The sequence below is a fragment of the Acinetobacter sp. HR7 genome (assembly GCF_000773685.1).
Lineage (GTDB): Bacteria > Pseudomonadota > Gammaproteobacteria > Pseudomonadales > Moraxellaceae > Acinetobacter > Acinetobacter thermotolerans.
Window position 1 is genome coordinate 1 of record NZ_JPQO01000053.1, and the last position, 14145, is coordinate 14145.

A 14145-nucleotide genomic window follows, 5' to 3' on the forward strand; every position below is an offset into this window, starting at 1 on the left:
AAAGTTGAGATTGGCGTATAATAAGTATTGGCATACTTGATGCTATTCATAAATTAGCTTTATTTTTTAAGCTTAATAATTAAACAAAACATTTGTGGAGAATGTTATGAAAACTACTCAAAAGGGTTTTACCCTTATTGAATTAATGATTGTTGTTGCGATCATTGGTATTCTGGCTGCGATTGCACTTCCTGCATACCGTGACTATATGCAACGTTCTGCAAACAGTGCGTGTTTAGGGGAAGCAAAAGCATATCTAGGTACAGCAATTGCTGATGCTGCGGATGGCCGTAACCCAGCAGCTCCTAAAAAAGCAGCATGTGAAACTGCTCCTACGGTTACTATCGCTAACTATCAAGCTGGTGATTCGATTACCTTTGTACCATATGAAAAAGGTACATCTACTTTGAAAAAATCAACAATCTGTGATGCTGGTACAGGTAGTTGCCGAGTCCAATCATAATCTAGCTTTAGATTTAATCATATAAAAAAGCACCTTATGGTGCTTTTTTATTATAATTTAGATACTTATTAAAAAGTGCAAGAAGAATGTGGAATAGTATTACAGTATTTGGATTTATATTAATTGTTATTTTAGTATTTAGTTTGGGAGTATCTGGGGATTTCTTTTTGGATGATATGCCAAACATCCTTCAGAATGTCCGTCTTTATGTAGATCATTTTAATATAGAACAGTTTATCTATGCGGCTTTAAGTTTCCATGATGGGCATGGTGAACGTGCCTTGCCGATGCTCAGCTTTGCAATTGACTACTGGCGTGCGGGAGGGATGGATGCATTTACCTTTAAAGTGACCAATCTCATTATTCATACTTTGACATCCCTTATTATGTTGGGTTTTGTTCGCCAGCTATTATTGGCTGTTCATTGGAATGCGAAACACGCAATATGGGGAGCTTTAATCATTGCACTTGCGTGGGCCATCCATCCAATGCAAGTTTCTTCTGTTTTATATATTGTTCAGCGGATGCAGACTATGGAAGTGATGTTTATGCTTCTAGCATTATGGTCTTATCTGGTGATGCGGCAAGTTCAACTTGCTGGGGGGAGAGGGCGACGATATGGTGTTCTTGCGATCGTTGCATGGTTGCTGGCATTGGCATGTAAAGAAGATGCAATCATTTTTCCATTATTGACGCTACTAATTGAAGTTACTATTTTTAGGTTTAATGCAGGCCAAGTAATCGTAAAGCGTGGTTTAAAACAAAGCTATACCTTGTTTTTTATCGTATTTATCCTTGCATATTGTTTTGTGATTATTCCACGTTATGGCTGTTTAGATTATTGTGGGCGAGATTTTAATAGTATTGAACGTTTATTGACACAAGCACGTGTGTTAATGATGTATATCGGGCAAATACTATGGCCCATACCTGATGCATTTGTATTTACCTATGATACTTATCCTATTTCACATAGTTTATGGCAGCCATGGACAACAATTACTTCTATATTAACTATTATTGCTTTGATGACCTGGGCATGGATGTGGAGACTAAGACACCCATTATTTGCGTTTGGAATATTCTTCTTTTTTGCAGGACACTTTGTTTCGAGCAATGTTATTCCATTAGAACTCGTCTTTGAACATCGTAATTATTTACCTTTATTGGGTATTATTTTAGCAGTCGCAGATCTACTGTTAATGATCAAAAAACGCTATTTTAATGATCAAAATTTTGTGTTGACCACAGTATCTAGTTTAGTTCTGAGTTTATTTGCTGTCAGTACAACTGTTCAAGCTTATACATGGGGTGATCCAATTCGTTTAGCACAGAAGATGGTACGTTTAGAGCCTGAATCTAGACGTGCCTGGATGCAATATACAGGAAGCTATTATCAATTATATAATCGAACAAAAAATAAATATTATTTGCAACAGGCGGCTCATATTGCGGAACAGGCACAACAAAATTTTCCTGATGATGCTTCATTGGCGGGGAATCAGGTCTTATTTAAATCTATGGCTGGTATGGCAAAAGATCAAGACTGGCAGGAATATTATCAGTCTTTGAAAGCGCCTGTAACGTTAAATAGTCGGTTGGGTGAGAAACGTATTAGTCTATTATTTCTAAAAAATAATGTAGAAAAAGGTTTGATCAAGGATCGAGAAAAGGTCATCAAAGCATTTGAAATTGCTTTAATCAAAGATATTTGGTTTGAATTTCCGGAGTATCTTGGTATTGGATATTTTGTTTATCATGGTATTAATGAGAAGCGTGCTTTACCATTTTTTGAAAAAGCTGTAGAAACTAATCCTCAAGATGCTGAGGCAATTCAAGATTTATATTCACAATTGACCGAAGTAGGAAAAGAAGATTGGGTCAATCATTTAAAAGCAATGAAAAAATATAAAAAATAGAAGCTCTGAATTTTAGAGATATACTGAATTGGGGTAACAAAATGGTGAGAGGGTTTACGTTAGTAGAGTTGATGATCGTAATTGCTGTTATTGCAATTTTAGCGAGTTTAGCATTGCCAACATACCGAAATTATATGCAACGAACAGTAAATAGTGCATGTTTGGCCGAAGCAAAAGTTTATATGAATACTGTGGTTGCAAATTTTGCTGATAATATCACTGTTCCTATTTATAATCCTTCAGCTTGTGAAAAAGTAGTTCCAATACCTACTGAAATGGATTATAGAATCAATGGGTCAACAATATTTGTCACACCTTTAAAAGGGAATTCAGCTTTGAAGCAAGATGTAGAATGCCAAGTTGGTACAGCAGATTGTCATTTAGCCCCTTGAGTATAATATGTTTATATCTATAGTTTTACCTGCAAAAAATGAATCAGGTGCAATTGGGGATACCATCAAAAAAATTCATGCGCTAGGCATTGTCAATGAAATTCTAGTCATTAATGACGGTTCTACCGATTCCACTCAGCAAGTTGCAGAGCAAGCAGGTGCAACGGTGATCTCTCATCCTTACTCTAAAGGCAATGGAGCTGCGATTAAAACAGGTACCCGTCATGCTTCGGGGGATGTGATTGTATTTATGGATGCGGATGGACAACACGATCCAAAAGATATCCCTCGATTATTAGAAAAAATAGGAGAGGGATATGATCTGGTTGTAGGTGCGAGGCAGAAAGGTTCTCAAGCCAGTTTAGGGCGAGGTGTGGCTAACGCGCTTTATAATAACCTCGCAACTTATATGACAGAACATAAGGTTGAGGATTTAACTTCAGGTTTCAGGGCTGTTAGAGCAGAAAAATTTAAAGAATTTTTGTATTTATTGCCTAATGGATTTTCTTACCCTACTACAAGCACAATGGCATTTTTTAGGGCGGGATATTCCGTAACTTATGTACCAATTCATGCGGCAAAACGTATTGGTAAAAGTCATATTCATCCTCTAAAAGATAGTATTCGGTTTTTTCTAATTATTTTTAAAATCGCAACGCTATTTTCACCATTAAAAATGTTTTTGCCAATTTCATTTTTACTATTTTTCATGGGAACAGCCTGGTATGGTTATACCTTGTATGAGTTTCATCGTTTTACCAATATGAGTGCTTTGCTTTATACGGGCAGTATCATGATTTTCCTAATGGGGCTGATTTCTGAGCAAGTGACTGCATTGATGTATAAAGAGAAATAAGTGTTATGTTGAAAAGTTTAAAACAGCTTTGGGGGATATTAACTAAGTTAGATAAGCGCAAAGTAATTTATGTTTTAATTCTCGTCGTGGGCATGGCTTTTATCGAGTCAGCTGGTGTGATTTCAATTATGCCTTTTCTTGCTGTTTTATCAAATCCAGCTATTGTAGAGACAGTTCCTATACTTAAAATACTTCAAGAGTATTCTGGAGCAAAAAATTCTCAACAAGTAGTTATTTATTTGGGAAGTATTTCTTTTATTATTGTCGTTTTTTCAGCATTTTTAAAAATAATAACACAATATGCAGTTAACCGGTTTGCAAGCCTGCAAAGGCACTATTTTTCATCGCGATTACTCAAAATATATCTGCAACAGAATTACGAGTTTTTTATTCAAAGGAATAGTGCATCTTTAATCAAAAATGTATTGTCTGAAGTAGATCAGTTGATTTGGTCCATGATTTTACCTGCACTGAGTATGTTGTCTTATGGGCTTGTATTAATTGCTATGATTGGAATTTTGTTGTTATATAACCCAATTATAGCATTGGGAACAGCAGGCACATTAGCTTTTTTTTATATCACTATTTATGTATTGGTGAAAAAAAAGCTAAGTAAAATTGGACAAGAGTTTACCCAAGCTAATAAAGAACGTTATCAAAACTGTCAGGAAGCCTTGGCTGGTATTAAAGATGTCATCATTAATAATGCAAAACAGGGCTATATAGATCAGTTTGAGACATCTTCACGTGTATTTGCTAGACACATTGCTACACGGGATACTTTAGGGCAAGTTCCCTTGAATATTATTGAAACGGTAGGTTATGGATGTTTAATCGGTTTAGCAATGCTTTTAGTTGTTCTAGGCAAAGACGTTTCCGAAATACTCCCCGTACTTGGCTTATATGGCTTCGCTGCTTACCGGATGTTACCTGCAGCGCAAAATATTTATCGTGCCATTTCACAGATTAAATTTTCCCAGCAAGTATTAAATATATTAATCCCAGAATTTGATTTGGAAAAAGAAAAATCCTCAAAGGATCTTATCAATCATGCAGCTTCTTTAGAGTTTGAACAGACTATCCGTTTGGAGAATATAAGCTTTGCCTATCCGAATTATCCTGATAAGCCAGTACTTTGTGATATTAATCTTGAAATCAAAAAAAACACGAGCATAGGAATTATAGGAAAAAGCGGAAGTGGTAAAAGTACACTAATGGATATTATGTTGGGATTGTTAACACCGCAACATGGTAAAATTTATATTGATAATAGAGAGCTAAATGAGAGTAATATAAGAGAATGGCGGAACTTGGTGGGTTATGTACCGCAATTTATTTATCTGGCAAATAAATCTGTCGCAGAAAATATTGCATTTGGTGTTCCTAAATCTGAGATTGACATAGAACAAGTTAAGTATGCTTCAAAGTTAGCACAGATAGATGAATTTATTATGCAAAATTTAAATAATGGATATGATGAAATAATCGGTGAAAAAGGTGTAATGCTTTCTGGTGGGCAAAGACAACGTATAGGTATTGCGAGAGCACTATATAAAAAACCAGAAGTTCTGTTTTTAGATGAGGTGACGAGTTCACTTGATGCTGAGACAGCCAACTTAGTTTTTGAATCGATCAAGAATATTGGGAAAACAATAATTTTAATTTCACATAAGCATTTTGAAATTTTATATGTGGATAAAAAAATATTGTTGGGGTAATTATGAATTTAAAAAATTATTTTTTGTTAAATAATCTTATTTTAGATATTAAAACAAATATTTGGTCAAAAGAGAGAATAAATAATTTCTATTATTCGGATGGCGATGAGCAAGAAAATTATATTTTAGAGTTGTTTCGGAACACAAAAGACCTATCAACTGATTCGGTTGAGTTATCAGAAAAAATTCATGATTGGGCTTCTTTATATTACTTAAGTCCGCAGAGAAGTTTATTATTAAAACCATTTGAAAATGACTTTAGAGGAAAAAATATTCTCGAAATAGGTTGTGGATGTGGGACAATAACAAGATTTTTAGCAGAATGTGGTGCAAATATTGTTGCTGTTGAAGGCAGTAAAAAAAGAGCTGAAATTGCACGAGAAAGATGTAGAAATTTAAAAAATGTTAACATCATTTGTGGTACAACCGAAGATTTGAAAGAAAGAGCTGAATTTGATTTCGTCTTGCTAATAGGTGTGCTTGAGTATGCCAAAAAATATTTGGGAGAAAATGGCGACTCGATTTTGCTTGAGTTTTGTAAATTAAATTTAAATAAAAATGGTAAATTAATAATAGCAATAGAAAATAAGTTGGGTGCTAAATATATATCTGGAGCAAAGGAAGATCATTTATTTGAACCTATGGTAGGAATAAATGATTCTTATGAAAAAGAGGGTGTATGTACATATGGGAAATATGAGCTTTTAAATAAAATTGATAATCTAGGATTGGGGTTTAAACAAATTTTTTTACCATTTCCTGATTATAAGTTTCCCTCATTAGTAATTACCCCATTGGGATTGAAAGATTTTCAAAATAATCTAGTTCGTGATTTATTATTGCAGGTTTTACATAAAGATCCGCAGTTACTTAATACTATGTACACTTGCTCTTTAGAAGGGTTGATGAGCAACTCATGTAAAAATAATATGTTAGATGATGTTTCAAATTCATTTTTATTAATTGCTAGTGAAAAAGATTTTAATTTTCATGGCAATATTATTGCATGGTATTATTCTTTTTTTAGAAAAAATAAATATTGTAACAGTATTGTATTTGGGAAAGATTCTAAAACTTTTGTTAAAGATTTATGTCAAGATAAAAAAATATATATAGACGAAAATGCCTATAATTATTGGAATACTATATTCTCAATAATTAATAAAAAAAATTGGAGTGTTATTGGGATTTATAATTGGTTGGAAGTCTGGTTTTTATTTTTAATAAAAAAAATAAATTTAAGTAAAATAGAGTTTGATGAAAAAGTTCCAGGTAAATATATTGATGCTACGCCTTTTAATTTAATAATTGGTAAAAATTCTTATTTTATTGATTATGAGTTTTCTCAAGAAAAATCTATAGATTTGGGTTATTTGTATTTTAGGGCTATTTTTAATTCGCTTATTAGAGTTTCTTCATTTGAATATACTAATCATATTTCTTGTAAGAAAGTATTTGATATAGTTTTCAAAATAATGAAAATAAAATTTCCTTCAATTGATAAAAAAACTGTTTTATCTTATCTTTCAAATGAAGTCGATTTTCTAAATAAATCTTCAATTTTAAAAGTTGAAGAAAAAACTTTGCTTGAAAAAGAAATAAATATGAGATATGTCTTTGATTATAGGTTTAATAATGCTAAATTTCTTTTTCGTAGATTTTTAATTGTGGCAATTAATAAATTAGTTAAATCTTTCTCTTGATTGTGGTGTTTTGTGAAACTCTATAGTTTTGACTTATTTGATACATTAGTATCCAGGAAATTAAATCAACCAAAAGATGTTTTTTTATTAATTGAGGCGACTAATGTAGTTAATTATAGAAATCTTTTCTTTAAAAAAATTGGTTTTTATAAAATAAGGGTTTTTTGCGAAAAAATTTCAAGAATAATTAAAAATAAAACAACAGAAGATGTATCCATATATGATATTTATAAAATAATTAGCTTTTTTGTAAAAAACCCTAATGAGGTAATGGATTTAGAGGTTAAAATAGAAAAAAATATTATTTATCCCTTGGATTTTAATATTGGAATTTTAAATGCCATAAAGGGTAAGGGTAAAATATGTATTACTTCAGATATGTATTTGCCTAAAGATGTAATTATTGAAATTTTAAGTGTGAATAAAATATATTACGACTATCTTTATGTTTCTTCAGATATTGGCTTAACTAAAGCAACAGGGAATATTTTTAAATATATTGCTGATGCACATAATATTAAATTTAAAGACATGTATCATTATGGGGATAATGAATGGTCTGATGTAGTTGTTCCTAGTAAAATGGGAATTAATGTTCATCATGTGGGAAATGTAAAACATTATAAAAGTGATAATGTTTTTAATATTTTTTCACGAACGTCACAGGATCCCTTGTATAATTTAGGTTATGAATTTTGTGGTCCATTTGCGTATGCTTTTTCGGGATTTATTAAAAATTTTAATAAAGAAAAGCGTGTGGTTTTCAGTGCTAGAGACTCATATTTATTTGAGAGAGCATTTAATATTTTTCATAATAATCAAGAGGTTGAAACATTCTATACGAGAATATCTAGGAAATTAGTATATATCCCAGAAGTTCATTGCTCAGGTAATAATGATAAAGTCTTTGAAGGATCTTTGAGTTGTGATGAATTTTTTAAGCGCTTAAATTTGAAATGCCCTGACAATTTCAAAGGGAAAATGGTTTGGGATATCAAACAAGAACTAGATGCCTATTTATTAGAGTCTAATGACTTTAAATATCAACTTCTTAATGAATATAAAATTGTAAAAAAATACCTTAAAAAGCATGGAATTAGATCAAATATCATTTTTGTTGACATAGGTTGGCGAGGGAGTATTCAAGACTCTCTTTCAGTTATTTTTCCTGAAAATAATTCTATAATAGGTTTATATGTTGGTGTTCTAAATAATCATTCAGGAAAGGTAGGATTTATATTTAATAATAAGAGACCATCAAAATATTATTTTTATATTTTTCAAGCTCTTTCAATATTTGAATTTTGTTTTACAGAGCCTGAATATAGTCTTAATACAATTAAAGAAAATAATGTTGGTTATGATTTTATTTTTACAGAAGATGAAAATATTACTCAACTAGATAAGCGAAAAAGAATCCAAGAAGGAGCGGAAGATTTTTTTAGAGATTTTAGAAATTTAATTATACAGTTAGATTTGGATGAGAAATATATTTATAATTCAATATGTAAGCTTATAAAAAGTAAATTTATGAATATAGAACCTGATCTGATCAATGAGCTTAAAGATTTATCTCATTCAGCCGGGTTCAATGGATCACTACAGTCCTCTTTGATTGAATTTAAAAATTTTTCTATTTTAGGATATCTACAAGCCCCTTGGAAATCATATTTCATGTATGAGTTAAAAAAACATTCTATAATAAGATATTATCTATTTTCCATTTTCTTTCATCATGTATTATTTTTTATTTTTTATGAAAATTTTAAGGTTTTATATAGAAAAATAAGAGCATTTTTAAATGACTAGAAAATATTTAATTATTGGGGCGGGTTTCGCAGGCTCTGTTTGTGCAAGAGAATTAGCAGAAACAGGACATAAAACATTAGTTGTTGATAGACGAGACCATATTGCAGGTAATGCCTTTGATGTTAAAGATGAAAATGGAATTTTAATTCATCAGTATGGGCCTCATATTTTTCATACCAACAGCGAAAGAATTTTTAACTACCTTTCTAAATATACTAAATGGTATAAATACGAGCATCGTGTTCGTAGTGTGGTAAATGGTAAAGAATATCCATTCCCAATTAATAAAGATACTTTAAATCAGTTGTATGATCTAGATTTAACAGAAGAACAAGCAGCTGAATTTTATGAAAAGGTACGTGAGCCCAAAGATAAAGTACAAACAAGTGAAGATGTAGTACTGAATTCAGTTGGTCGTGATTTATATGAAAAATTCTTTTTAAACTATACAAAAAAACAATGGGGATTAGATCCCTCACAATTAAAAGCAGGGGTAGCAGCGCGTATTCCAACCCGTACGAATTCAGATGATCGATATTTTACTGATACTTACCAAGCAATGCCTTTATATGGTTATACAGTGATGTTTGAAAACCTGTTAAACCATCCAAATATCGAGGTTCGTCTTTCTACCGAATTTAAGGATGTCTTGAATGAAGATGCTCAGTTTGATCATATCGTTTACACAGGTCCAATTGATGCTTTCTATGATTATAAATTCGGACATTTGCCATATCGTTCATTACGTTTCGAACATGAACATTTGAATAATGTGGAACAGTATCAGAGTGTCGGAACGGTCAATTACCCTAATGATTTTGACTTTACTCGAATCACTGAATTTAAACATTTAACAGGGCAAACGCACCCATCGACATCAATTGTTCGAGAGTATCCAACAAGTGTAGGTGATCCATATTACCCAATTCCCCGTGATGAAAATGAGGAGTTATTTAAGCGGTATCAGACACTTGCAAATGCAGAAGAAAAAGTTACTTTTGTTGGGCGACTTGCTGAATATCGCTACTACAACATGGATCAGGTTGTTGGTGCAGCTTTGAATGCAGTAGAAAAAATTTTAGGTAAATAAAATTGAAAATCGTATTCTTGTGTAAGCGTCAATATATGTCCAAAGATGTCATATTGGATAAATATGCACGCTTATACGAGATTCCGAATCAATTAGCTCTTCTAGGTCATGAAGTCGAATGCTTTTGTTTAAGCTATCAATCACATGAAAATGGAGTTTGGGATGAATCTACAAATAAAAAGAAATTGAAATGGCATTCAAAGAGCTATAAAGGCATAAAGAAAGTTAATATTGTTTCGTATCCTTTTAAATTATTAAGTAATATTCAAAAATTAAAACCAGATATCATTATTTCTGCATCAGATATTCCGCATATTATTCTTGGTGCATGGGTGGCTAAAAAACTAAATATTCCATTTGTTGCTGATTTATATGATAATTTTGAAGCATATGGTCAAGCTAAAATTCCACTGATAAAAACCTTATTTCATCGTGCGCTTAATCAAGCGAAAATTATTACAACCACAAGTCAATCATTAGCGAATAAAATTCAAAATGATCACCCTAATGTCAAAAATATTTTTGCAATGCCAAGTGTTATTGATCAAAATATTTTTCATGTTGGAAATAAGGTGGAAGCTAGACAATATTTAGGTTTACCTTTGCGTGTGCCATTAATTGGTACTGCGGGCGGACTGACAAAAATGAAAGGTATTCATGAATTGTTTGATGCTTGGGAAATAATAAAGAAAGAAAATCCTGAATGTTATTTAGTATTAGCTGGTCCTACTGAGTTAGAAACACCATTGCCGCAAGATGATAGAGTGATATATTTAGGTTTATTGGCACATCATGAGGTTGCGAAACTTTTTCAAGCATTAGATATTGGCGTCATGTGTATTCCAAATGATGAATTTGGAAAATATTGTTTTCCGCAAAAAGCTTATGAGATGCTCGCTTGTCATCTAAATGTGGTTTCATCTGCAGTGGGTGATATGACTTATTTGCTAGAAGATGATCAACTGTTTATGAATAGTCATGAATTGGCAATAAAAAGCTTAGATAGATTAAATAATTTAACAAACCATAATATTGACGTATCAACTTGGGAAATGTCTGTTGGGCAATTAAATCATAAATTCAACGCGCTATTTTTCTAAAATATAAGCGAATGTCATTATAAAATATATAAGCAGTTGACATGACAATTGGATGGCTTGTTGAATAATAAGATAATTATTTTTTAATCTGTCGGATATTCAAAATATTATCAATTTGAGATTACTCTATTCAATTTTTCGCGTAATTTTCCCCATGAAAATCCATTCGCGAAACTCTTGCAATCTTCAGTAGATAGGTGAATATTTTCGTTGAGAATTTTAAGAGTACATTCTACAAAATTTTCATAGTCTTGATTTTCTATGAGAACCCCTGTTTTTTTATCTTCGACTGCATCCACAATACCACCAGTTTTAAATGCAACAGTGGGAGTGCCATGTGCTGCAGCCTCAATAGCTACCATTCCAAATCCTTCAGGATCATCAGGTATATATTTTACAGGGAAAAGGTGTATATCTGCTAAATGAAACCACGATGAAAGAATCTTGTCATCAGAGATGTTACCAATAAATTTAATATGATCTTCAATATGGTGATATCTAGCTATTTCAAGTATTTCTTCTTTTGTTTGAAGATTTTTATTTAAAGATTGAGATGGTGTATCACCAATAATAACTAATTGGGTGCTAGATTCATTTTGAATAATTTTAGGTAAGGCAAGATCCACAAATTCTTTTAAAGCTTTACGTTTTGTTAAACGCCCAACAGAGATTAATATTTTCTTATTATTTAATTGATAATTTTTTTTAATAGATTGAATTAATTTCTCATTTCGCTCAAGAGATGGATAAGTAACACCCGGATAAATAATAGATAATTTTTCCTGAGATATGCCCTTTTTAAGACAGATATCTTGTGTTGGCGTACTATTTGCGATCACTTTATCAGCCATACCAATCATTGGTATCCAAATTAGATTATAAATCGAATGATTAGTTGCGATATCTAAACCATGAATATAGACGATACTTTTTTTTCTAAAAAACTTTGCCCAAAAGACTACAATTGGAGCAGTTAAACCACTCCCAGCAAAAAGAACATCCGGTTTATGGCGTAAGCAAATAAGTAGTGTTTTTAAAAAAGTTAAAATCAAAAATAAAGGTAAAGGATGAAGGGTTACACCGAAAAAAATGCATTTTGAAGGTGCTTGTTTTTTTGCCTGAGAATGGCTTAGAAGCAGGATCTCATGTTCACGGCTCAGTTCATCTGCAATATGCCAATTGAGTCGTTCCATTCCACCAATTAGAGGTGGAAGATTTCGAGTAATAATTAAAATTTTTTTTTGGCCCATATCATTAATATATTTAAATTTGATCGCCGTTAATATCATACTGGATTCATAGAATTTTAAATGCTTTTTTCACAGCCAACTATTTTTTGATTATCATGTGCAAAACCTTTTTTGCCTGATGTTCACATGAAATTCATGCTCGCCCTAATAGCAGCTATTCTCATCTCTCTAGCATGGCTCATCCCCGTGCACTACCGCCCATGGGTCACTTATACAGGTGAGCTTTATGCATTTTTTTCATTATTTGCTCTTGTAGCCATATTTTTTAAAGACAAAATTAGACTACCTGCGATAAGTTTACCTTTATTGGCACTGGCATGTGTTCCTTTTATTCAGTTGTTAGCAGGGCAGGTGTTTTTCTTTAGTACAGCCATGATGGGAGCACTCTATGTGTTGAGCTTCTGGCTAGCGAGTGTAGTGGGCTATAATCTTTCAACAGGTCAGTTTAATCGGGAAGAAACATTTACCCATCTAAGCTATGTATTTCTGGTTTCAGGAATCATTACGGGTCTAATTGCCTTGTGTCAGTGGTCTAATTTGGATGCTGTTTTACCGGGTATGATGAATATCAGTGGCACAACAAGACCATTTGCCAACTTTGCCCAACCCAATAATATGGCGACTTTTTTGCTCATGTCTTTGATGAGTTGCCTATATCTTTATGAAAAGACAAAAATCCAGACCAAATGGCTAATCGCTTGCGCGGTGCCAATCGTGATGGGTGTGGCTTTAAGTCAATCTCGGACAGCATGGGTGGCTTCAACTGCGATTCTGTTTTATCTGGCATTTTATCAATACAAAGGCATTATTCGCCTGAAATGGTATTACAGTACAGCTTGGCTATTGTTTTTTATCTTTTGTATTTTGCTTTTTCCTTTATTAAGTCCATTTATTGCACAACTAACAGGCATGGATATCTATAGCCGTGAACTGGTATCCCGTGCCACTGGAGATATGTCACGTATGGCGATCTGGAAACAGATGCTGCACGCCATCGCTGCCGAGCCATGGTGGGGATATGGCTGGTATCAGACCAGTGTGGCGTTTGTTTCTATTACAGATACGGTGCAAGGGCCAGTCTGGATCCGTAGTGCCCATAACTTCATTATCGATTTCCTGCTTTGGAATGGTGCCGTGATTGGTGTACCTTTTCTTACTTATTTCGGCTATCTGGGCTACCAGCTGCAACGCTGGGTGAAAACACCAGAATCCGTGATTGGCATGTTGATGATCGGCGCATTTGTGACGCATATGATGTTTGAGTTTCCGCAGCACTATGCTTATTTCTTGTTACCAGTCGGTTTTATTATGGGCACAGTGCTGGCCCAGCGAACAGATATATACAAAACTTTTACGATGCCAACCTGGTTTATGAAAGTTATTTTTGCGGTTGGGGTTGTTCTGTTGGCGGTTATTTACCGTGATTACGATACCGTAGTACCAAAACTGGGACAGAGCATCCGTTATGAACATGAACCAGAAAAAATTACCAATCAGAAACCGATTTATTTGTTGACTGAATTTAATCACCGGATTAACTGGATTCGTTTAAACCCTTATTCCAAAGTGGGTAAAGAGGAGATTCATCAATATGAAAAGCTGGTGGCGAGCTATCCGACTAAGTACAACTTCATCAAGTACATCCGTTTGCTGGCTTATAATGGTTATATTGACGAAGCACATCATCAGCTCTGGCGATTGAATGCGATTCAGAAAACTGCACTCAGCTATGAAGATATCGTCAAAGACATGCCGAAATAATCTTCAACCAATAATTTGACTCAATAAAAAAGCCATCATCATGATGGCTTTTTTACGTGTATCTGATGTCCCGTCCTGAAATAA

General features: G+C 33.0%; 11 protein-coding genes. 10 read left to right on the forward strand and 1 reads right to left on the reverse strand.

Annotated elements, in window-relative coordinates; all coding sequences use genetic code 11:
* Nucleotides 1–145: 145 nt before the first annotated feature.
* The 9 genes from GW12_RS16150 (at nt 146) to GW12_RS03615 (ending at nt 11050) form a co-directional block, all read left to right on the forward strand.
* Nucleotides 146–463 (forward strand): prepilin-type cleavage/methylation domain-containing protein, encoded by a 318-nt coding sequence (locus GW12_RS16150; RefSeq protein WP_375730987.1) that lies wholly within the window; start codon nt 146–148, stop codon nt 461–463.
* A gap of 86 nt (nt 464–549) precedes the next feature.
* Complete coding sequence (locus GW12_RS03580) at nt 550–2382, forward strand: hypothetical protein (protein WP_152598519.1); 1833 nt, start codon at nt 550–552, stop codon at nt 2380–2382.
* 41 nt (nt 2383–2423) lie between these two features.
* Entirely contained in the window at nt 2424–2774 is a 351-nt protein-coding gene (locus GW12_RS16155; protein WP_034583506.1) for a type IV pilin protein, read from the forward strand.
* A 7-nt stretch (nt 2775–2781) separates the two neighbouring features.
* Nucleotides 2782–3630: a glycosyltransferase family 2 protein gene (locus GW12_RS03590; protein WP_034583509.1), complete on the forward strand. Its 849-nt coding sequence runs from the start codon at nt 2782–2784 to the stop codon at nt 3628–3630.
* Nucleotides 3631–3635: 5 nt separating this feature from the next.
* The gene (locus GW12_RS03595; RefSeq protein ID WP_034583511.1) at nt 3636–5348 is read left to right on the forward strand and encodes an ABC transporter ATP-binding protein; all 1713 of its coding nucleotides are present in this window, start codon (nt 3636–3638) and stop codon (nt 5346–5348) included.
* A 2-nt stretch (nt 5349–5350) separates the two neighbouring features.
* Nucleotides 5351–7051, forward strand: a complete 1701-nt coding sequence (locus GW12_RS03600; protein WP_034583513.1) for a bifunctional 2-polyprenyl-6-hydroxyphenol methylase/3-demethylubiquinol 3-O-methyltransferase UbiG — start codon at nt 5351–5353, stop codon at nt 7049–7051.
* A gap of 12 nt (nt 7052–7063) precedes the next feature.
* The gene (locus GW12_RS03605) at nt 7064–8860 is read left to right on the forward strand and encodes an HAD-IA family hydrolase (RefSeq protein ID WP_034583516.1); all 1797 of its coding nucleotides are present in this window, start codon (nt 7064–7066) and stop codon (nt 8858–8860) included.
* Nucleotides 8853–9950 carry a UDP-galactopyranose mutase gene (gene glf / locus GW12_RS03610; RefSeq protein ID WP_034583518.1) on the forward strand — a complete coding sequence of 366 codons (1098 nt, stop codon included), beginning with the start codon at nt 8853–8855 and terminating at the stop codon, nt 9948–9950. The genes GW12_RS03605 and glf overlap by 8 nt, the downstream gene beginning before the upstream one ends.
* A 35-nt stretch (nt 9951–9985) precedes the next feature.
* Nucleotides 9986–11050, forward strand: a complete 1065-nt coding sequence (locus tag GW12_RS03615; protein WP_227504121.1) for a glycosyltransferase family 4 protein — start codon at nt 9986–9988, stop codon at nt 11048–11050.
* Nucleotides 11051–11160: 110 nt separating this feature from the next.
* On the opposite strand, the gene GW12_RS03620 is transcribed toward GW12_RS03615, so the two are convergent.
* Nucleotides 11161–12339: a glycosyltransferase family 4 protein gene (locus GW12_RS03620; RefSeq protein WP_227504122.1), complete on the reverse strand. Its 1179-nt coding sequence runs from the start codon at nt 12337–12339 to the stop codon at nt 11161–11163.
* Nucleotides 12340–12426: 87 nt separating this feature from the next.
* On the opposite strand from GW12_RS03620, the gene GW12_RS03625 reads away from it, so the two are divergent.
* Nucleotides 12427–14061, forward strand: a complete 1635-nt coding sequence (locus GW12_RS03625) for a PglL family O-oligosaccharyltransferase (protein WP_034583523.1) — start codon at nt 12427–12429, stop codon at nt 14059–14061.
* The last annotated feature ends 84 nt before the right edge of the window (nt 14062–14145 follow it).